Origin of the sequence: Mesorhizobium sp. SARCC-RB16n (genome assembly GCF_008520305.1) — a bacterium.
Classification (GTDB): Bacteria; Pseudomonadota; Alphaproteobacteria; order Rhizobiales; family Rhizobiaceae; genus Mesorhizobium.
In genome coordinates, this window is sequence record NZ_ML703270.1 from 274,598 (window position 1) to 292,894 (window position 18,297).

The 18,297-nt window shown below is 63.9% G+C and carries 19 protein-coding genes; 8 read left to right on the forward strand and 11 right to left on the reverse strand.

The features are described from left to right. Positions 1-23 precede the first annotated feature (23 nt). Positions 24-983, forward strand: a complete 960-nt coding sequence (gene speB / locus C7I87_RS19585; protein WP_149905747.1) for an agmatinase — start codon at positions 24-26, stop codon at positions 981-983. Between the two features lie 11 nt (positions 984-994). On the opposite strand, the gene C7I87_RS19590 is transcribed toward speB, so the two are convergent. Both C7I87_RS19590 and C7I87_RS19595 read right to left on the reverse strand, forming a co-directional pair. Beyond that, entirely contained in the window at positions 995-1,693 is a 699-nt protein-coding gene (locus C7I87_RS19590) for an antitoxin Xre/MbcA/ParS-like domain-containing protein (RefSeq protein WP_149905748.1), read from the reverse strand. A 449-nt stretch (positions 1,694-2,142) separates the two neighbouring features. Next, positions 2,143-3,135 carry an adenosine kinase gene (locus C7I87_RS19595; RefSeq protein WP_149905749.1) on the reverse strand — a complete coding sequence of 331 codons (993 nt, stop codon included), beginning with the start codon at positions 3,133-3,135 and terminating at the stop codon, positions 2,143-2,145. Between the two features lie 276 nt (positions 3,136-3,411). Between C7I87_RS19595 and C7I87_RS19600 the strand changes: the two genes are divergently transcribed. Both C7I87_RS19600 and C7I87_RS19605 read left to right on the forward strand, forming a co-directional pair. After that, complete coding sequence (locus C7I87_RS19600) at positions 3,412-4,314, forward strand: EamA family transporter (protein ID WP_149905750.1); 903 nt, start codon at positions 3,412-3,414, stop codon at positions 4,312-4,314. A gap of 119 nt (positions 4,315-4,433) precedes the next feature. After that, a complete protein-coding gene (locus C7I87_RS19605; protein WP_149905751.1) occupies positions 4,434-5,144 on the forward strand; it encodes a sulfate transporter family protein in 711 nt (236 codons plus the stop codon). A 3-nt stretch (positions 5,145-5,147) separates the two neighbouring features. Here C7I87_RS19605 and C7I87_RS19610 read toward each other — a convergent pair whose 3' ends face one another. The 5 genes from C7I87_RS19610 to C7I87_RS19630 all read right to left on the reverse strand — a co-directional run bounded on the left by C7I87_RS19610 (position 5,148) and on the right by C7I87_RS19630 (position 8,912). After that, on the reverse strand, positions 5,148-6,146 hold the full coding sequence (locus C7I87_RS19610; protein WP_149905752.1) for a proline racemase family protein: 999 nt from the start codon (positions 6,144-6,146) through the stop codon (positions 5,148-5,150). Between the two features lie 14 nt (positions 6,147-6,160). Beyond that, the gene (locus C7I87_RS19615; protein ID WP_149905753.1) at positions 6,161-6,964 is read right to left on the reverse strand and encodes an isocitrate lyase/PEP mutase family protein; all 804 of its coding nucleotides are present in this window, start codon (positions 6,962-6,964) and stop codon (positions 6,161-6,163) included. A gap of 172 nt (positions 6,965-7,136) precedes the next feature. Next, positions 7,137-7,808 carry an HAD family hydrolase gene (locus C7I87_RS19620; RefSeq protein ID WP_149905754.1) on the reverse strand — a complete coding sequence of 224 codons (672 nt, stop codon included), beginning with the start codon at positions 7,806-7,808 and terminating at the stop codon, positions 7,137-7,139. Positions 7,809-7,862: 54 nt separating this feature from the next. Further along, complete coding sequence (gene dut, locus C7I87_RS19625; RefSeq protein ID WP_149905755.1) at positions 7,863-8,348, reverse strand: dUTP diphosphatase; 486 nt, start codon at positions 8,346-8,348, stop codon at positions 7,863-7,865. 93 nt (positions 8,349-8,441) lie between these two features. Beyond that, positions 8,442-8,912, reverse strand: coding sequence for an Lrp/AsnC family transcriptional regulator (locus C7I87_RS19630; RefSeq protein WP_149905756.1), 471 nt, complete (start codon positions 8,910-8,912; stop codon positions 8,442-8,444). A gap of 113 nt (positions 8,913-9,025) precedes the next feature. Between C7I87_RS19630 and C7I87_RS19635 the strand changes: the two genes are divergently transcribed. The 3 genes from C7I87_RS19635 to C7I87_RS19645 all read left to right on the forward strand — a co-directional run bounded on the left by C7I87_RS19635 (position 9,026) and on the right by C7I87_RS19645 (position 11,782). Continuing rightward, positions 9,026-9,274: a DUF6356 family protein gene (locus C7I87_RS19635; RefSeq protein ID WP_149905757.1), complete on the forward strand. Its 249-nt coding sequence runs from the start codon at positions 9,026-9,028 to the stop codon at positions 9,272-9,274. 13 nt (positions 9,275-9,287) lie between these two features. After that, positions 9,288-10,088 (forward strand): class II glutamine amidotransferase, encoded by an 801-nt coding sequence (locus tag C7I87_RS19640; RefSeq protein WP_149905758.1) that lies wholly within the window; start codon positions 9,288-9,290, stop codon positions 10,086-10,088. A 320-nt stretch (positions 10,089-10,408) separates the two neighbouring features. Further along, positions 10,409-11,782: an amidase gene (locus tag C7I87_RS19645; protein WP_149905759.1), complete on the forward strand. Its 1,374-nt coding sequence runs from the start codon at positions 10,409-10,411 to the stop codon at positions 11,780-11,782. On the opposite strand, the gene C7I87_RS19650 is transcribed toward C7I87_RS19645, so the two are convergent. After that, on the reverse strand, positions 11,776-12,843 hold the full coding sequence (locus tag C7I87_RS19650; RefSeq protein WP_149905760.1) for an NAD(P)/FAD-dependent oxidoreductase: 1,068 nt from the start codon (positions 12,841-12,843) through the stop codon (positions 11,776-11,778). The genes C7I87_RS19645 and C7I87_RS19650 overlap by 7 nt on opposite strands. A gap of 233 nt (positions 12,844-13,076) precedes the next feature. Here C7I87_RS19650 and C7I87_RS19660 point away from each other — a divergent pair, with 233 nt between their 5' ends. Continuing rightward, entirely contained in the window at positions 13,077-14,669 is a 1,593-nt protein-coding gene (locus tag C7I87_RS19660) for a peptide chain release factor 3 (RefSeq protein WP_149905761.1), read from the forward strand. A gap of 49 nt (positions 14,670-14,718) precedes the next feature. On the opposite strand, the gene C7I87_RS19665 is transcribed toward C7I87_RS19660, so the two are convergent. From C7I87_RS19665 to C7I87_RS19675, 3 genes are all read right to left on the reverse strand, one after another. Next, positions 14,719-15,189 carry a VOC family protein gene (locus C7I87_RS19665; RefSeq protein ID WP_149905762.1) on the reverse strand — a complete coding sequence of 157 codons (471 nt, stop codon included), beginning with the start codon at positions 15,187-15,189 and terminating at the stop codon, positions 14,719-14,721. A 33-nt stretch (positions 15,190-15,222) separates the two neighbouring features. Further along, on the reverse strand, positions 15,223-15,750 hold the full coding sequence (locus tag C7I87_RS19670; RefSeq protein ID WP_246696317.1) for an SRPBCC family protein: 528 nt from the start codon (positions 15,748-15,750) through the stop codon (positions 15,223-15,225). A 95-nt stretch (positions 15,751-15,845) separates the two neighbouring features. Beyond that, on the reverse strand, positions 15,846-16,190 hold the full coding sequence (locus C7I87_RS19675; protein ID WP_149905764.1) for an ArsR/SmtB family transcription factor: 345 nt from the start codon (positions 16,188-16,190) through the stop codon (positions 15,846-15,848). 185 nt (positions 16,191-16,375) lie between these two features. Between C7I87_RS19675 and ilvD the strand changes: the two genes are divergently transcribed. After that, positions 16,376-18,220 carry a dihydroxy-acid dehydratase gene (ilvD, locus tag C7I87_RS19680; RefSeq protein WP_149905765.1) on the forward strand — a complete coding sequence of 615 codons (1,845 nt, stop codon included), beginning with the start codon at positions 16,376-16,378 and terminating at the stop codon, positions 18,218-18,220. Positions 18,221-18,297: the final 77 nt, after the last annotated feature.

The window sequence follows — 18,297 nt, forward strand, 5'->3', positions numbered from 1 at the left end:
CTCGAAATTGGACCTCGGCAAAAATGCTGCAACCCCTTCATCGTGCCCGTGAAACCGACGATGCCGTCTTCGGCAAACATATCCATGGCGGTTCGCATGAGCCGGTCTACAGCGGCGTGCTCTCTTTCATGCGCCGCCGGCTGAGCCGCGATCTCGCAGGCGTCGACGTCGCCATCTGGGGGATTCCGTTTGATGCGGCCGTCTCCAACCGCCCAGGCGCCCGTTTCGGACCGCAAGGCGTGCGGCGCGCTTCGGCGATCCTCGAGGGCGATCCGCAATATCCTTTCCGGGCCGATCCGTTCGAAAGGCTGGCGGTCGTCGACTATGGCGACTGCGGGCTCGACTTCGGCAGGCATGACGACACGCCGCAACAGATCGAGGCGCAAGCGAGCGAGGTCGTCGATGCCGGCGTGAAGCTGCTGTCCATCGGCGGCGACCATTATGTGACCTGGCCGCTGCTTCGAGCCCATGCGAAAAAATACGGCCCGATGGCGCTGGTCCAGTTCGACGCCCATCAGGACACCTGGTTCGACGAGGACAGCCGCATCGACCATGGTTCGTTTGTCGCCAGGGCCGTTCGCGAAGGCATTGTCAGGCCGGACCGGTCCATCCAGGTCGGCATCCGCACCCATGCGCCCGAAACCTGCGGTCTCGAGATACTTTACGGAGAAGATGTCGCCGAGCTTGGCGTCGCGGGCGTCGTCGAGCGGATCAAGGCTCGCGTCGGCGATGCCAGGACCTATCTGACCTTCGACATCGATTGCCTCGATCCGGCCTATGCGCCAGGTACGGGCACTCCGGTCGCGGGCGGTCTGTCCTCTCGCGAGGCGCTGATGATCCTGCGCCGGCTCGGTTCGCTCGACATTGTCGGTGCCGACGTTGTCGAGGTGGCCCCCGCCTATGACCACGCCGATGTCACGTCACTTGCCGGAGCGGCGGTGCTGCAGCACTATCTCGGCCTGCTCGCCGAACGAAAGGGCTGACCGCGCCGACTTCAGCCTGGCGCGAACATCCGCGCCGCCTCGACCACCTCTTCCGCCTGGTCCTGCCGCAGCAGGTCGATCGGAATGCGGCCGTCGAGCTGTGCCGCCGGGCGGGTCAGCCACAGCCATGCGAGCCTCGGGTTGCCGATCAGCTCCAGCACGTCGCTGATGCCCGCCACCGGCCTGCCGTCGACGAACTGCGCCAGCGGGAAGACGTGCTTGCGGCCGCCCTTGCGCAACGCGATGACGTCGCCGCGCCGTTGCCAGCGGTGTAGGGTCGAGCGGGCGATGCGCAGGTTCTCCTCCAGGTAGGTCGAGCCGGCGACGCGGCCGGCCCAGTCCTCGATCAGCATCGATTCGAGGTCGTCGGACTGCGAGAGCGCCGGAAGTGTCTCGGACTCTGCCGAGAGCGTCATAGTGCCAGCGGTGCCGGCTTCGCTGCGGCGCGCGGCTTCTGCCGCCAGCGCGCGCACGAATTTCTGGGCTAGACCCGGAAGGTCGGCATGGATGGCGTCGATGGCGCGCTGGTGCTTGGGCGACAGCAAGGTGACCGCGGACGCTATGCTGCCGGCGATCTTGCCGACCGAGACCATTGTGGGGCCATTGATGGCCTCGTCATAGTGGGCAAGCGCACGCTCGACCTTTTCCGCGACCATGTCGGCGAAATCGTCCTGCGTGATGCCGGTTGTCTTAGTCTGAAATCTGGTCATGCATCTGTCTTCTGGGCCGCGCGCTCTCCTCCCTCCAGCCGCGGCCGGTTGTTGAACGGTTACGGCGGAAAGCGGAAAGCGCGACAGCAACACATGCAGCGACCCGACAGGTTGCTGTCCTGCATTGCTCCACACCTCAATAAGCATGCCGAAATGTCAGTCACGGCACGCTCTCATTTTCGTGTAGGAGCGCTATGTGACAGCTGCGCGACGGTGGGCGAGACGGCGAAGCTGCCGATCTCCCCCTCGTGGGGAGATGCCCGGCAGGGCAGAGGGGGGCGCAAAGGATCGCTACATAGCGGTACTTGTGTTCACACGTGCGGCCGCTTGGCATCGCCTGGGGGAATGCCGTCGGTTGGCAGGGAAAACCTCGAGATGTTGGCGGGACAACGCCCCCCTCTGGCCTGCCGGCCATCTCCCCCACGATGGGGGAGATCGGCAGCTTCACCCTACAACAATCCCGCCTGCTCGGCCTCTTTGCGCAGGTTTTGCCGTGGCCTTGGGCCGATCTGCTGGATCACCAATCCGGCCGCCAGTGAGCCAAGATCGCCGCAGGTCTGGAGGTCGCGGCCCTGTGTATAACCATGCAGGAAACCGGCGGCGTAGAGGTCGCCGGCGCCCGTCGTGTCGACAAGCTCCTTGATGGCGGTTGCCTTTATGACCACGGTCTCGTCGCCCCGCACGATGACCGAGCCCTTTTCGGAACGGGTCACCGCCGCGATCTTGCAATCCTTGCGGATCTGCGCCACCGCCTCGTCGAATGACGAGGTCTGGTAAAGCGACTTGATCTCGTGGCTGTTGGCAAAAACGATGTCGACCGTGCCCGAACGCATCAGGTCGAGGAACTCGTCGCGGTAGCGGTCGACGCAGAACGAATCGGAGAGTGTCATGGACACTTCGCGGCCAGCCGCGTGCGCCAGCCTGGCCGTCTGCCGGATGGCTTCCTTGGCGCGCGGCGGATCCCACAGATAGCCCTCGAAATAGGTCACCTTGGCGCCCGCCGCCTTGTCGGCCTCGACATCTTCCGGCCCGAGTTCGACGCAGGCGCCGAGATAGGTGTTCATTGAGCGCTCACCGTCGGGGGTGACGAAGATCATCGAGCGCGCCGTAGGCGGCTCGCCCTCGAGCGGCTTGGTGTCGAAGGCGACGCCCTGCGCATGGATATCGTGCGCGTAGATTTCGCCCAGCGCATCGTTGGAGACCTTGCCGAAGAAGGCGGCACGTCCGCCGAAGGAGGCGACACCAGCCGCCGTGTTGCCGGCGCTGCCGCCGGAGGCCTCGATCGCCGGGCCCATGCGGCTGTAGAGCAATTCGGCGCGGTGTGTGTCTATGAGGTTCATCGCGCCCTTGATGATGCCGTTGGTCTGGAGGAAGTCCTCCTCGCACTGGGCGATGATGTCGACAATCGCATTGCCGATGCAAAGCACGTCATAATCCGGCATCAATGTCTCCGCCAAAAACCCGGGCCGGCTTCTTGCCATGCCCGCGCGGGTCTACAGCATGACCCTGAAAACTGGCAACCGATTTTCTGTCGTTGCCGGCGTGGCGGCGAGGCCCATCGCTTGTCGAACAAGCCCGCAACTGCGTGCCTGCAAGACAGTTTTGAACATGGTTTTCGTTGCACCCAGGCGCTACGACAATTCGACCGTGGCCGAAGCATTTCGTCGTGGGGTTGCCTAAAAGAGCTTGTTCGATCCTGATCCGAAGGCGGCAAGCCCATGTCTGCAAAGAGCGATACGACCACCGACCTGGCGCTGCTCGGCGTGCTCGCGGTGCTGTGGGGCGCGTCCTACACCTTCATCAAGATCGGCGTCGAGACCATCCCGCCCATCACCTTCATCGCCGCCCGCACCTTGATCGCCGGCGGCATCCTGTTCGCCATCATCCGATGGCGCGGGCTTGCCATGCCGGGCGATGCGGCAAGCTGGCGCCGCTTCGCCTTCCAGGCCTGCCTCAACAGCGTCGTCCCGTTCACCCTGGTTGCTGCGGCCGAGCGCTCGGTCGACGCCGGACTTGCCACCATCCTCAACGCCACCTCGCCGATCTTCACCTTCCTGCTGACGGCGCTCATCACCCGCCATGAGCCGGTCACGGTGCGCAAACTGCTTGGCGTCGGCGCCGGCATAGCCGGCATCTGTCTGATCATCGGCACCGAGGCGCTGGGTGGTCTCGGTCACCAGTTCTGGGCGCAGTTGGCCATCGTTGCCGCAACGGTCTGCTATGCATGTGCCGCGATCTTCGGCCGCGGCTTCAAGGGCCTCGATCCCATGCTTCCCGCCGCCGGTTCGATGCTGTGCGGCGCCGTCATGCTGGTGCCGCTCAGCCTGATGGTCGACCAGCCGTGGACACTGGCGCCTTCGGCGGCTTCCATTCTCGCTTTGCTCGGCCTGTCGGTGTTTTCGACGGCACTTGCTTTCGTCATCTATTTCCGTCTGATCCACACGCTGGGTTCGGTTGGCACCACGTCACAGGCCTATCTGCGCGTGCCCATCGGTGTCGGCATCGGCGCCGTCTTCCTCGGTGAAAGTCTGGGCCCCGCGGCTTGGCTCGGCATGGGTTTCGTCGTTGCCGGTGTGGCGGCCATGACCATACCGGTCCGCAAGCCGGCCTTCGCCCGATAGACAGATTTTCGGGTGAGTGCGGGGCTGGCAACGGCCCGCGCTTGTGCTCGCAGGCCGCACTGCCTATCTCGGGAGCGTCCTGCCTGCGGCTGAGTCCGCTGACCTGGGGTTGAAACACGGTGATTTTCGACGCTGCCCGCACCGCGGCCCTGGAGTTGTTGTCGCCCCCGTTTCGCGCCGTGTTCATCAAGACGCTTGGCCTGACCCTGCTGGCGCTGCTCGCTTTGTGGTTCGGCCTGACCAGCCTCGTTGAATGGCTGGCCCTGCCGTGGCTCCAGACATTGTTGCCCGGCATGCCCTCCTGGGCCGGCTGGCTGGGCGGCATCGTCGCCGCGATCGCGCTGGCCTTCGGCATGGCGCTGCTCGTCGCGCCGGTCACGGCCGTCATCGCCGGCCTGTTCCTCGACGAAGTCGCTGATGTGGTCGAGCGCACCGACTATCCCGCCGACCCGGCCGGACGCGCCATGCCGGCATTGCGCTCGCTGGTGCTGGCGATAAAATTCTTCGGCGTCGTCATCCTGGGCAACATCGTCGCCTTGCTGCTTCTGCTGGTGCCGGGCATCAACATCGCCGCCTTCTTCATCGTCAACGGCTACCTGCTCGGACGCGAATTCTTCGAATTCGCCGCCATGCGCTTTCGCGGGGAAGAAGAGGCCAGGGCTTTGCGCCGGCGCTATGCCGGCACGGTCTTTCTTTCCGGGCTGGTGATCGCGGCCTTCCTTGCCGTGCCGCTGCTCAACCTGCTGACGCCGCTTTTCGCCGCCGCCATGATGGTGCATCTGCATAAGGCGATTGCGGCGCGGGAAATGGCCCGCCCCGCACGCGGTTGAGCTTCAGCGCAAGAGGAAACCGCGCCCCAACTCGTCGTCCGGTTCGACAATGAACTCGGCTCGTCCAGAATAATAGGCGCGGCCGCCGACGCGGGCGATGATCGCCTCGTGCGGGCCGGCCCGCGCCTTGCGCGCCACGGCCCCGGAAAAGCGCGAGCCGGCGATGCTCTCGAAGGTGCGCGTCTGCCCGATGGCGATCTCTCCCTTGGCATGCATGGCCGCCAGCCGGGCGGTGACGCCGGAACCGGTCGGCGAACGGTCGACCTCCGCCTCGGCGAAGACGCAGACATTCCTGGTCGCCTCACCGGAAAAGGCGTCCTTTCCGTCGGTCAGGATGGTGCCATAGAGGAAGGCGAGGTCATCATGATCGGGATGCGACAGCGCAAACTCGGCCTTGAGCCGGTTCGTCAGCGCGGTCGCCGCGTCGACGAAATCGCGCACGCGGTTGCGGCCGAATTCCAGCCCGAATTGATGGCAGTCGGCCAGCGCGTAGAAAGCTCCGCCATAGGCGATATCGAAACCGATCTTGCCATACCCTGTCAGCTCGATCTGTTGGTCGCAGGCAAACAGGAAGGCCGGCACGCTCTCGAACGAAACGGCACCAGCCTTGCCATCGCTGACCGCGACCGAGGCGACAACCAGGCCGCACGGCGCCTCGATGTTCACGGTGGTGAACGGCTCCTGCTTCACCACCAGCCCCTGATCGATAGCGTAGCGGCCGAGCGCGACGATGGCGTGGCCGCACATGGTCGAATAACCCTCATTGTGCATGAACAGCACCGCAAGGTCGGCGCCCGGCAAATCGGGCTCGACCAGCAGGGCGCCATACATGTCGTAGTGACCGCGCGGTTCGAAGATCAGCAGCTTGCGCAAATGATCGAGATGATCGCGCACATAGGCGCGCTTCTCCAGGATGGTGCCCTTGGGAATACTGGGATAACCGCCCGTGACGATCCGGAGCGGCTCGCCACCAGTATGCATGTCGACGACAGTAAGGTTCATGCGGCAGGCCTGTCCTAACCCTGGGATTTGCCGAACAGCGCCTGCAACTTGCCGAACGGCATGGCTGCGCGGGTGAAGCCGAATGTGCCGTCCTGCTGGATCTCGCGGGCCGCCGTCTCCAGCATGCCATAGGCGAAATTGGTCAGCCACGGCCCAAGCGAAATACGCTTGACGCCGGCCATGGCAAGGTCGGCGATGGTGAAGCCGGGCCTCGCCATGACATTGACCGGCTTGCCGACCGCCGAGCAGATCGCGCGCACCATCTCGACGTCGCCGATGCCCGGCGCATAGAGCACGTCGGCGCCGGCCTTCTCGAAGGCCTGCAGCCGCTTGATCGTGTCGTCGAGGTCGGACTTGCCCCAGAGGAAATTCTCGGCCCGCGCCGTGAAGACAAAGTCGCGCTTCAGCGCCCGCGCCGCCTCCACCGCGGCCGCGACACGCTCGACCGCGTGCGAAAACTCATAAATGGGCTTCTCCGGATCGCCTGTGTGGTCCTCGATCGAGCAACCGGCAAGCCCGGCGGCTTCCGCCGCGAAAATGGTCTCGGCGGCCTGCTCGGCGCTGTCGCCCTTGCCCTTCTCGAGATCGGCCGAAACCGGCAGGTCGGTCGCGGCCGTCACTTCGCGGCAATGATGGATCATCTGGTCGAAGCTCACGGCTCCATCCGGCAGGCCGCGCGAAAAGGCAAAGCCGGCGCTGGTCGTGGCTAGCGCCTTGAAGCCGAAGGAACCAAGTAGCTTCGTCGTGCCCGGGTCCCAGGGATTGGGCATGACGAAGGTCGAGGCATGCAGGTCGCGAAAAATCTTGCCCTTGTCCATGGATGCTCCCCCATAACGAGTGTTGGGCGGATGCTACCGCGCTGTTTGTGGTCGGGCAAACGAATGCGGTTGGTTCAGACGCGTTTGTCGGTCTCTGCTGACAATTTCTCCAACGCGTCGGACGGGCGCGCGGAAGGTAGCCACAGCGCTTTGCGGCGTCCAGTCCAGCGGATCAGTGGATCGGAACCAGCCCGGCGAGTTCGCGCATGTCATCGAACAGGATGCCGCCGGCCTGGATCAGGCCGTCGCGGTCGGAATAGGGATCGCCATGATAGGAAAACACCCGCATGCCGGCGGCGATGCCGGCCTGCGTGCCGGCAACACTGTCCTCAATGACGATGCAGTCGGCGGGCTCGAAGCCCATGGCCTTTGCCGCATACAGGAACAGGTCGGGGAACGGCTTGCCGCGCGACACCATGGTGGCGCTGAACATGGCATGCTCGAACAGCGGCAACAGCCCGGTCTGGCCAAGCGTTATATGCATCTTGGAGATCCTGGCCGAGGTGGCGACGCAATAAGCGAGGCCGGCCGCGCGGACCGCCTCGATGAACTCCCGCACATAAGGGATCGCCTCGACGCCATGGGCGAACAGATCCGGCAGGCCGGCATTCCAGCGCTCGACGAAATCGGCGCCAAGCCTGACGCTGGTCGCCTCTTCGATCTCCTTCTGCACCGACACCATGCTGCGGCCGGAGAAGTTCTTGCGGCAATATTCGAAGGTCGTGGGATAGCCGGTCGCGCTTAGCCATTCGGCCAGGCGCCGGTTGGCCAGGTTCTCGGTATCGACCAGGATCCCGTCGCAGTCGAAGATGACGAGCTTTGGCAAGGGCCGTGTTTCAGTCATATTGGATCAGTCTACCCGGCAAAACGGTTCACTGCGCCGAAACACAGCCATGCATCAGGCGGTGCCGGTCGATCCGAATCCGCCCGAGCCGCGCGCCGTGCCGCCGGCGAGCGAACGCTCTTCCACCGCCACCTGCGTTACTGCCGCGAAAACGATCTGGGCAATGCGCATGCCGCGCGTCACGGCGAAGTCCTCGTCGCCGAGATTGACCAGCAGCACCTTCACCTCGCCGCGATAGTCGCTGTCGACCGTGCCCGGTGAGTTGAGGACGGTAAGGCCATATTTGAAGGCAAGGCCCGAGCGCGGCCGCACTTGGCCTTCCATGCCTTCGGGAATTTCCAGGATCAGCCCGGTCGGCACCAAGGCCCGTTTGCCCGGCAGGATCAGCAGCGGCCGGTCGTCGGGCACCGCCGCGCGCAAATCCATGCCGGCGGCGCCGGCGCTTTCATAGGCGGGAAGCGGAAGTCCCTCACCATGCGGCAGCCTGACGAAGCCGACGGTCGGACCGATGACGGAGGGAGTGTGGAGGGCTGCGCGCATAAAATCGATCCTATCGGCGCGATTGCCGATTCGGTCAACTCGACCGCCGAGCTATCAACGCCTTTCTTTCGGGCATCACTATGGCCTGAGGGCTCAACGCACTTCCATCGGAACCACCGTCGTCTCCTTGATCTCTTCCATGACGAACGAGGCGGAAACATCTGACAGCGCCACCTTGGCGATCAGCCGCTGGTAGAGCCGGTCATAGGCCTTCACGTCGGCGACGCGGGCGCGCAGCACATAGTCGAGATCGCCAGACATGCGGTAGACGCCGATGATCTCGGAAAGACCGGTCACCGCCGCCCGGAACTTCTGCAGCCAGTCCGGATCGTGATTGGATGTGCGGATCAGGATGAACACCGAAAGGCCAAGCCCGAGTTTTTCGGCATCGACCAGCGCCACGCGACCGGTGATGACGCCATCTTCCTCCAGCCGCTTGACGCGACGCCAGCAGGCATTGCGCGATAAGGCCACCCGCTCCGACAGCTGGTCGACCGACAACGTGCCGTCGCGTTGCAATTCGGCAAGCAATTTTCGGTCGATTTCATCGATTTCCAGTGCCATATGGGATGCTTGTCCCATCAAATGGCAAAATACAAGGATATTTTGGGACCAATGAACCGGTGAGGCGTGTCAGGATACTCATATCGGAACTCAAGCGCTGAAGGGGAACCAGCATGTCGGTCGCAAGGATTTTCACCTCTCATCCTGCCAAGGTCGGCGAAACCTATTTCGGCCATATGGCCTTCGCCGCCTGGTTCTCGTCGCGCCTGCTGATGGCGGCGGGAGCCGCATTCGTTCACGCTTTCTTGCCATTTCTCTTCGAGACTACCGCCAGCCGAATCATTCGCGAGCTCTACGAGCGGACGCACAACAGAGGCACACACGCGATCAAGGAGCCTGCGGCTCTTCCGGATCGCGCCTAGGGGACGACAAGCGATGTGCCGGTGGGCGGCCTATCTCGGTGAAGCGGTCTTTCTCGAAGACATCCTCACGGCACCCTGTCATTCGCTGATCGCCCAAAGCCACTGCGCCCAGGAAGCGAAGTCGCCGACCAATGGCGACGGCTTCGGCCTTGCCTGGTATGGCGACCGGCCCGAACCCGGCCTTTATCGCGACATCCTGCCGGCATGGTCCGATCCCAACCTGAAGAGCCTGTGCCGGCAGATCAAGTCCGGCCTTTTCCTTGCCCATGTGCGGGCCTCGACCGGCGGCGCCACCAGCCGCATGAACTGCCATCCGTTCATTTCCGGCCGCTGGTCGTTCATGCATAACGGACAGATCGGCGGTTTCGAGAAGATCCGCCGCGCGCTAGAGAACTCGTTGTCCGACGCTGTCTTCGACCAGCGCGAAGGCACCACCGATTCCGAACTGTTTTTTCTGCTCATGATCGACGAAGGATTGGTTGCCGACCCGCAAGGCGCCGTTTCCCGTGCCGCCAGCCGCGTGCTGGAAGCCTCGCGCCGCGCCGGTCTCGAGCCGGCGCTGAAACTCACCGCCGCCTTCTCCGACGGACAGGCGCTGTATGCCGTCCGCTATGCCACCGACGCCCAGGCGCCGACGCTCTATACATCCATCTTCCGCAAGGGCGCTGGCCGCTGCATCGTCTCCGAACCCTTCGATCGCGAGGGCGGCGACTGGCAAGCAGTCCCGCCATCGAGCTTCGTCACCATGACCAGGGACGGCATCGCCATCCGTTCGTTTGCGCCGGTTACGGCGAAACTGGCTCTGGTTGGGTAGCCTTCGCCGGATTGAGTAACGTCGCGGGACAGCGCCCCCCTCTGTCCTGCCGGACATCTCCCCCACGAGGGGGGAGATCGGATGCCTCAACGGCTTTCGCCAATTTTCAGCGTTGAAGAAAAGGCGCCGGTGCGGAAGCTGCCAATCTCCCCACTCGTGGGGGAGATGTCCGGCAGGACAGAGGGGGGCGCCGTAGAGTGCCGACCTCAGTGCAATCCCGATCAAGCGCGCACCTCCAATGAATGCTCGACTCCACTTGAAGCCGCGCCGCTGTCCGCCATCTTGATGAGGCAGCCGGCCAGCAAGCTGGAGCATTCGCCATGGACCTCGTATTTCTTTCGGTTGCCGATCTCGCCGCCGGCATCGCAGCGCGCAAAATCTCCGCCGTCGAAGCGCTCGATGCCCACCTCGCGCAGATCGACAGACACAACGCTGCCGTCAATGCCGTCATCTCGCTCGACAGGGACGGGGCTCGCGAGCGCGCCAAAAAGGCCGACGCGGCACTGGCGCGTGGTGCCGAACCTGGGCCGCTGCACGGCGTTCCCTTCACGCTGAAGGACATGCACGAGACGGCATACATGAAAACCACGGTCGGCTTCCCGCCCTTCGCCGACTATGTGGCGAAAGAGGATAGCCCGGTCGTTGCCAGGCTGAAGGCAGCAGGTGGCGTGCTGATGGCCAAGACCAATGTCGCCGCCATGCTGTCCGACTGGCAGTCAGACAATCCGTTGTTCGGCCGCACCAGCAATCCCTGGGGCCTCCAGCGCACCCCGGGCGGGTCCAGTGGTGGCGCCGCCGCCGCCGTCTGCGCAGGCATGACGCCGTTCGACGTAGGCACCGACATGCAGGACTCGATCCGCCTTCCGGCGGCTTTCTGTGGCGTCTATGGACTTAAGCCGACGGAACATCGAGTTTCGCTGGCCGGCGCCTTTCCGGATCCAGGCGGTGCTGCGCGCAGCGTGCGGCTGATGTCCTGTCTCGGCCCACTGACGCGCAGCGTCGAAGATTTGGCATTGATCTATCGGATCATTGCCGGACCGGATGGGCGCGACACCGATCTTGCGCCGGTGCCGGTCGAGGCCATGCCGAAGCTCGACCTCCAGACTTTGCGCATCGCTTTCGCGCCCTCCTTTCCCGGTTTCCCGGTGGCCGGCGACATCAGCGTCGCGCTCGAAAATCTCGCAAGGCAACTGCAAGACGCCGGTTCCATCATCGAGGAAGCGAAGCTGCCCAAGCTCGACCTGCACGGCGATCTTGCCCAGGGCGGCACGTTGATCGGCATGATGATGGAGGCCGCGCAACCTGAGCCGCCGGAGGAACCGACATCAGTCTCGCGCTGGTTCGAGGCGCTGGCCCGCCGCGACAAATCCGTTCTCGCCTGGGACCGGTTCTTCGAGGATTGGGACGCGCTGCTTTGCCCGGTCGCCATGACCACGGCGTTCCCGCATTGTGCGCCGGGCACTGCGATCAAGGTCGACGGCAGGGACGAGAGCTACTGGATGCTGCCGGCCTACGGCGCCGTCTTCAACTACAGCGGCCACCCCGCGCTTTCGATGCCATGCGGACAGGATGGTGACGGCCTGCCGATTGGCCTGCAGCTTGTCGGCGGACGCTGGTCGGAGGCGCGGCTGCTCGCCATCGCCAGGGCGATAGCGCCCTTGACTGGCGGCTTCAGCCGTCCGCCGGGTTATTGAGCGAAACGCGACAATCCATAAGGTCCGAGCAGCGGGTCGCGCTCGCCGTCAAGAATTTCCCGCGTGGCGAACAGGCCGACCGCCGGCGCCAGCGTGATGCCGGAATGCATGACCGCGATATAGACGCCTTCCATGCCCTCGGCGCGGCCGATGATCGGAAAGCCGTCGATCGGCGTCGGCCGGTAGCCGACCGTGTGGAAATCCAGCTCAAGTCCGTCGCTGTCGCGCAACATGGCTTTCGTGGCCGCGAACAACGCGCGGGCGGTGGCTTCGGCATCCATTCCCGGATCGGCGCCGCCGAAGTCCGAGCCGGCGATGATGCAGCCTTCCGCCGTCTGGCGCATGTGCAGCCGCTCGGCCAGCACCAGCCCGTTGAGCAGCTTCTTGTATGGCCGCGAATGGACGATCAGGCCGGGCGGCGTCTCGATCGGCAGGTTGATGCCGGCGGTCGCGGCAATGTCAGGCGAACCGGTGCCGGCCGCGATCACCACCTCGTCTGCGGCAATCAGCCCATGCGACGTGTCCACGCCGGTTATCCTGCCGTCGGTCTGGGCGAGTGCCGTCACCGTGCTGGAGGTGATGCGTGCGCCGCGCTGTTCGGCATCCGCCAGCAGGGCCTTGACGGCCGCGACCGGCTCCGCAACACCCTCTTCGGCGACATGCAGGGCGAAATCCGGAAGCTCCGAGAGATTCGGCTCTATGCGGGCCGCGCCGGCACGATCGACACGCTCGATGCCATAGCCCCAGGCTGAATGCTCCGCGGCATAGGTTTCCAGGTCCGCCGCCGGCAGATCCCAGCACAAGCCGCCGCACCAGCTGAGCGGCAGGCTGGGCAGATCCCGCGCCAGCCGAGTCCATTCAGCCATCGAGCGGGTGCGCAGCCGAAAATACGGCTCCCGATTGCCCCAGCTTGCATTGATCCAGGCAAAGGAATTCGGCGTCGCGACACCTCCGACTTCGCTGTCGGCAATCACAGTCACCCGCGCACCGGCCCTGGCCAGATGCCAGGCGATGGAAGCACCGATGATGCCGGCGCCAATGACGATCATGTGTTTGCCCATGCGAGGTCTCCGTCGAACTGGCTCTTCTGATGCCATCGCGTCGTCCCTATCTCAAGGGCCAGCGGGCAAATCTGTTCGACAGGCTGGGAAAGCGCTGCTAATGCATGTCGCCCAAAAGTGACCTCGGTTTTGGGAGAACGACATGCATCAAGACAAAGACCTAAAGCGCGTCGCATGAATCCGTTTCGACGTGACGCGCTTTAGAAGCCCGCGCCACAGACAGGATTCCAAAATTGGCAGAAGACATCGAACAGGCGGTATCGCGCCGCCGCACTTTCGCGATCATCGCCCACCCCGACGCCGGCAAGACGACGCTGACCGAAAAGCTGCTGCTGTTCGGTGGCGCCATCCAGCTTGCCGGCGAGGTCAAGGCAAAGAAGGACCGCATCCAGACGCGGTCCGACTGGATGAAGATCGAGCGCGAGCGCGGCATTTCGGTCGTCACCTCGGTGATGACCTTCGAATATGAGGACAACGTCTTCAACCTGCTCGATACGCCGGGCCACGAGGATTTCGCCGACGATACCTATCGCACACTGTCGGCGGTCGACTCGGCGGTCATGGTCATCGACGCCGCCAAGGGCATCGAGCCGCGCACGCTAAAACTGTTTGAGGTCTGCCGGCTGCGTGACATCCCGATCATCACCTTCGTCAACAAAATGGACCGCGAAAGCCGAGATCCGTTCGAGATTTTGGATGAGATCGAGCAGAAGCTGGCGCTGGACACTGCGCCCATCACCTGGCCGATCGGCCGTGGCAGGACCTTTTCAGGCACCTATCACCTGGCGCTGAACGCGGTGCGCAAGGGCGATGATGAGAAGGAACGCACGCCGGTCAACGGTCCCGATTCCAATCGCGTCGCCGGCCTGCTGCCGGAAAACGAGCGCGAGGCCTTCATCGAGGAACTGGAGCTCGCGCGAGAGGCGTGCAGACCCCTTGATATCGACGCCTTTCGCGAGGGCCATCTGACACCGGTCTATTTCGGCTCGGCGCTGCGCAATTACGGCGTGCGCGACCTGATCGAGGCGCTCGGCGCCTTCGGCCCGCCGCCGCGCGCGCAGGAGGCCGACACCCGCACCATCGAGGCGACCGAGGAGAAGATGACCTCCTTCGTCTTCAAGATCCAGGCCAACATGGATCCCAACCACCGCGACCGCATCGCTTTCGTGCGCGTCTGTTCGGGCAAGCTCGAGCGCGGCATGAAGGCCAAGCTGGTGCGTACGGGAAAGCCGATGAGCCTGTCGGCGCCGCAATTCTTCTTCGCCCGCACCCGCGTCACCGCCGACGAGGCGTTTGCCGGCGATGTCGTCGGCATCCCCAACCACGGCACGCTGCGCATTGGCGACACGCTGACCGAGGGCGAGGAAATCCTGTTTCGCGGCGTGCCGAATTTCGCCCCGGAAATCCTGCGTCGTGTCCGCCTCGGCGACGCGATGAAAGCGAAAAAACTCAAGGAAGCGCTGCACCAGATGGCCGAGGAAGGCGTCGTGCAGCTGTTCTCGCCGGAAGATGGCTCCCCGGCCATCGTTGGTGTCGTCGGCGCTCTGCAGCTCGACGTCTTGAAGGAGCGGCTGAACTTCGAATACACGCTGCCCGTCGAGTTCGAGATGTCGCGCTTTTCGGTCTGCCGCTGGATCTCGGCCGACGACAAGGCCGAGGTACTGCGCTTCATCGAGGCGCATCGCGGCGACATCGCCCGCGACCTCGACAACGATCCGGTGTTCTTGGCCCAGCACGCCTTCTCGCTGAACTACGAAGCCGAGCGCTGGAAGGCGATCCGCTTCGCCACGATCAAGGATTATCAGGTCCGCGACAAGGCGGCGTGATTCCAGTGAGTAGTAAGTAGTGAGGAGCGATCTCACTACTCACTTACGATCACCCTTTCGCCGCCGCCTCCAATTTGTCGATCTCGATCTTGCCCATCTGCATCATCGCCGACATCACCCGTCCGGCCTTTGCCTTGTCAGGGTCCCGAAGCAACCTGGGCAGCTGCTCCGGCACGACCTGCCAGGAAACACCGAACTTGTCCTTCAGCCAGCCGCATGGTCCCGGCTCACCGCCGCCTTCGGTGAGTTTGCTCCAGAAATGATCGACCTCGTCCTGCGTCTTGCAGTCGATCGACAGCGACATGGCCTCCGTGAACCTGTATTGCGGGCCGCCATTGAGCGCCTGGAACTGCACCCCGTCGAGCTCGAACGAGGCTACCAGCACTTTGCCTTCCGAAGCATGGCCCTGCGGCCAGCGCGTGACGCTCAGCACCTTCGAATTCCTGAAGATGGATACGTAGTGGTTCATGGCCTCTTCGGCCTGGTGGTCGAACCACAGGAAGGTGGTGATCTTTTGCATTGTCATTCTCCTCATTTCTCTCTTGGGGGAAGATCAGGCAGCGCCCTTGGCGGCTTCCTGCAGGGAGACAAGATAGGCATCGAGCTGGGCGTAGCTTTCTGCCATGCCGCGGGTCATGCCGGTGCCGAGTGCGCCATCGCGGGCCGCCTGCGAGGCGTAGAGCACGGTCTGCGTCAGCAGTGTTTTTCCGCTCTGCTCGGTGAAGACCACCGTTCCGATCGTCTCGCCGCCGGTCCAGTCCTCGTCGAACAGTTCAGTGGCGACGAGCCGGCTCGGGTGCACGATCTCGCGATAGGCGCCGCTCATGCCCATGGTCTGGCCGTCCCGGTGCTGCCAGACATAGCGCGTCGCGCCGCCCACCCTGAGGTCGATTTCGCAGACCGACAGCCGCCAGCCATCGGGACCATGCAGCCAGCCCTTCAACAGTTTAGGTATGGTCCAGCAGTCGAACACCATCGGGCGGGGTGCATCGAAGATCCGGGTGATCTGGATTTCCCGGTCGCTGGGCGTTGTCACGGTCAATGTGGCGACGGTCGAGCCCGGCAATGTTGTGGTGCTCACGATGGTCCTCCTGTTGTTTGTCCAAGGACGTTGCGCCAACTGGCGATCCGACACGGCTTTTGATTTTTCCGCTAGGGCGACACGCCGGACTTCGGCTATTGCTCCGCGTCGCCGGCTGCTTTCGTGGCCTGCATGGCACCCAGCAAGACGTCGAGGCGCTGGAAATTGCCTTCCCAGATCTTGCGGTAGCGCTCCAGCCAGTCATTGGCCTCGGCGAGCGGTTTTGCTTCCAGCCGGCAAGGCCGGCGCTGCGCGTCTCTGCCGCGCGAGATCAACCCGGCGTTCTCCAGCACCTTAAGGTGTTTGGAGATCGATGGCTGGCTCATGGCGAAAGGCTCGGCCAGTTCCATCACCGACGCTTCGCCTTCTATGAGCCGGGCAAGGATTGCGCGCCGCGTTGGATCGGCAAGTGCGGCAAAAGTGGCATCAAGGTGATCCATATGACTTCCATAGCTAATCAGGTATATAGCCATTAAGTTATATAGTGAGACACGCAGGCCGTCAACCGCCGCCGCGGATTTCGTGGCGCATTGCAAAAATGTGGCCAGACCATACTTGCGGGGCTATAACGCCTGCGATCAAAGCGCTCCCCATCGAGCGCAGCCAGCCAGCTTAGGGAAAATTCATGCCCGCCTATCGCTCCCGCACCACCACCCATGGCCGCAACATGGCCGGCGCCCGCGGCCTGTGGCGCGCAACAGGCATGAAGGACAGCGATTTCGGCAAGCCGATCATCGCGGTGGTCAATTCGTTCACGCAGTTCGTGCCCGGCCACGTCCATCTGAAGGACCTTGGCCAGCTGGTCGCGCGCGAGATCGAGAAGGCCGGCGGTGTTGCCAAGGAATTCAACACCATCGCCGTCGATGACGGCATCGCCATGGGCCATGACGGCATGCTCTATTCGCTGCCGTCGCGCGAGCTGATCGCCGATTCCGTCGAATACATGGTCAACGCGCATTGCGCCGACGCCATGGTCTGCATTTCCAATTGCGACAAGATCACCCCCGGCATGCTGATGGCTTCGTTGCGCCTCAACATCCCGACCGTCTTCGTCTCAGGCGGACCGATGGAAGCCGGCAAGGTGGTGCTGGCCGGCAAGACGCAGGCGCTCGACCTCGTCGACGCCATGGTGGCCGCTGCCGACGACAAGATCTCCGACGAGGACGTCAAGGTCATCGAGCGCTCGGCCTGCCCGACCTGCGGTTCCTGCTCCGGCATGTTCACCGCCAATTCGATGAACTGCCTGACCGAGGCGCTCGGCCTATCGCTGCCGGGCAACGGCTCGACATTGGCCACGCATGCCGACCGCAAGCGGCTGTTCGTCGAGGCCGGCCATCTCGTCGTCGATCTCGCGCAGCGCTATTACGAACAGGATGACGAGAGCGCATTGCCGCGTAGCATCGCCTCGAAGGGCGCCTTCGAAAACGCCATGACGCTCGACATCGCCATGGGCGGCTCAACCAATACCGTTCTGCACATCCTGGCCGCCGCGCATGAAGGTGAGGTCGATTTCACCATGGAGGACATCGACCGGCTGTCGCGGCGGGTGCCCGTCCTGTGCAAGGTGGCGCCGGCCAAATCAGACGTGCACATGGAGGACGTCCATCGCGCCGGCGGCATCATGGCCATCCTCGGTCAGCTCGACAATGCGGGTCTGCTCAATCGCGACCTGCCGACGGTGCACACCGCCAGCCTCGGCGAAGCGCTCGACCATTGGGACATCTCGCGCACCTCGAGCCAGAATGTGCGCGACTTTTTCCTCGCCGCTCCCGGCGGCGTGCCGACGCAGGTCGCCTTCAGCCAGGACCGCCGCTGGGGCGAACTCGACACGAACCGCGAGACCGGCGTCATCCGCTCGGCGAAGACGCCTTTCTCGAAAGACGGCGGTCTCGCCGTCCTGAAAGGCAATCTGGCGCTTGACGGCTGCATCGTGAAGACGGCAGGGGTCGACGAGTCGATCCTGAAATTCACCGGTCCGGCCCGCGTCTTCGAAAGCCAGGACGCTTCGGTCAAGGCGATCCTTGCCAATGAGATCAAGGCCGGCGACGTCGTCGTCATTCGCTATGAGGGGCCGCGCGGCGGCCCCGGCATGCAGGAGATGCTCTATCCGACCAGCTATCTGAAGTCGAAGGGCCTGGGCAAGGCCTGCGCGCTGGTCACCGACGGGCGCTTCTCCGGCGGCACGTCGGGCCTGTCCATCGGCCATGCTTCGCCGGAAGCGGCGGAAGGCGGGCTGATTGGGCTGGTGCAAGAGGGCGATACGATCGAGATCGACATCCCGAACCGCACCATTCGTCTTGCCGTGGACGACGCGGAACTCGATGCACGCCGCGCGGCAATGGTGGCGAAAGGCGCGGACGCCTGGAAGCCGCAGGAAAAGCGCAAGCGCAAAGTGACGACCGCGCTGCGCGCCTACGCCGCCTTCGCCACCAGCGCCGACAAGGGTGCGGTGAGGCACGTGCCGGAGTAAAGTTCGACTTTCCTTGTCCCACAACAAGGGGAAGGGAAGTCGGCTCTAGATGTTTAATCCCGGCATTTGCTGGAGCG

Coding starts and splice junctions, on each gene's coding strand:
- C7I87_RS19620 (WP_149905754.1), bottom strand. CDS start 7,808: ATGACTGAAACACGGCCCTTGCCAAAGCTCGTCATCTTCGACTGCGAC.
- C7I87_RS19645 (WP_149905759.1), top strand. CDS start 10,409: ATGGACCTCGTATTTCTTTCGGTTGCCGATCTCGCCGCCGGCATCGCA.
- C7I87_RS19590 (WP_149905748.1), bottom strand. CDS start 1,693: ATGACCAGATTTCAGACTAAGACAACCGGCATCACGCAGGACGATTTC.
- C7I87_RS19665 (WP_149905762.1), bottom strand. CDS start 15,189: ATGCAAAAGATCACCACCTTCCTGTGGTTCGACCACCAGGCCGAAGAG.
- ilvD (WP_149905765.1), top strand. CDS start 16,376: ATGCCCGCCTATCGCTCCCGCACCACCACCCATGGCCGCAACATGGCC.
- C7I87_RS19650 (WP_149905760.1), bottom strand. CDS start 12,843: ATGGGCAAACACATGATCGTCATTGGCGCCGGCATCATCGGTGCTTCC.
- C7I87_RS19595 (WP_149905749.1), bottom strand. CDS start 3,135: ATGCCGGATTATGACGTGCTTTGCATCGGCAATGCGATTGTCGACATC.
- C7I87_RS19675 (WP_149905764.1), bottom strand. CDS start 16,190: ATGGATCACCTTGATGCCACTTTTGCCGCACTTGCCGATCCAACGCGG.
- C7I87_RS19610 (WP_149905752.1), bottom strand. CDS start 6,146: ATGAACCTTACTGTCGTCGACATGCATACTGGTGGCGAGCCGCTCCGG.
- C7I87_RS19630 (WP_149905756.1), bottom strand. CDS start 8,912: ATGGCACTGGAAATCGATGAAATCGACCGAAAATTGCTTGCCGAATTG.
- C7I87_RS19635 (WP_149905757.1), top strand. CDS start 9,026: ATGTCGGTCGCAAGGATTTTCACCTCTCATCCTGCCAAGGTCGGCGAA.
- dut (WP_149905755.1), bottom strand. CDS start 8,348: ATGCGCGCAGCCCTCCACACTCCCTCCGTCATCGGTCCGACCGTCGGC.
- C7I87_RS19600 (WP_149905750.1), top strand. CDS start 3,412: ATGTCTGCAAAGAGCGATACGACCACCGACCTGGCGCTGCTCGGCGTG.
- speB (WP_149905747.1), top strand. CDS start 24: ATGCTGCAACCCCTTCATCGTGCCCGTGAAACCGACGATGCCGTCTTC.
- C7I87_RS19615 (WP_149905753.1), bottom strand. CDS start 6,964: ATGGACAAGGGCAAGATTTTTCGCGACCTGCATGCCTCGACCTTCGTC.
- C7I87_RS19640 (WP_149905758.1), top strand. CDS start 9,288: ATGTGCCGGTGGGCGGCCTATCTCGGTGAAGCGGTCTTTCTCGAAGAC.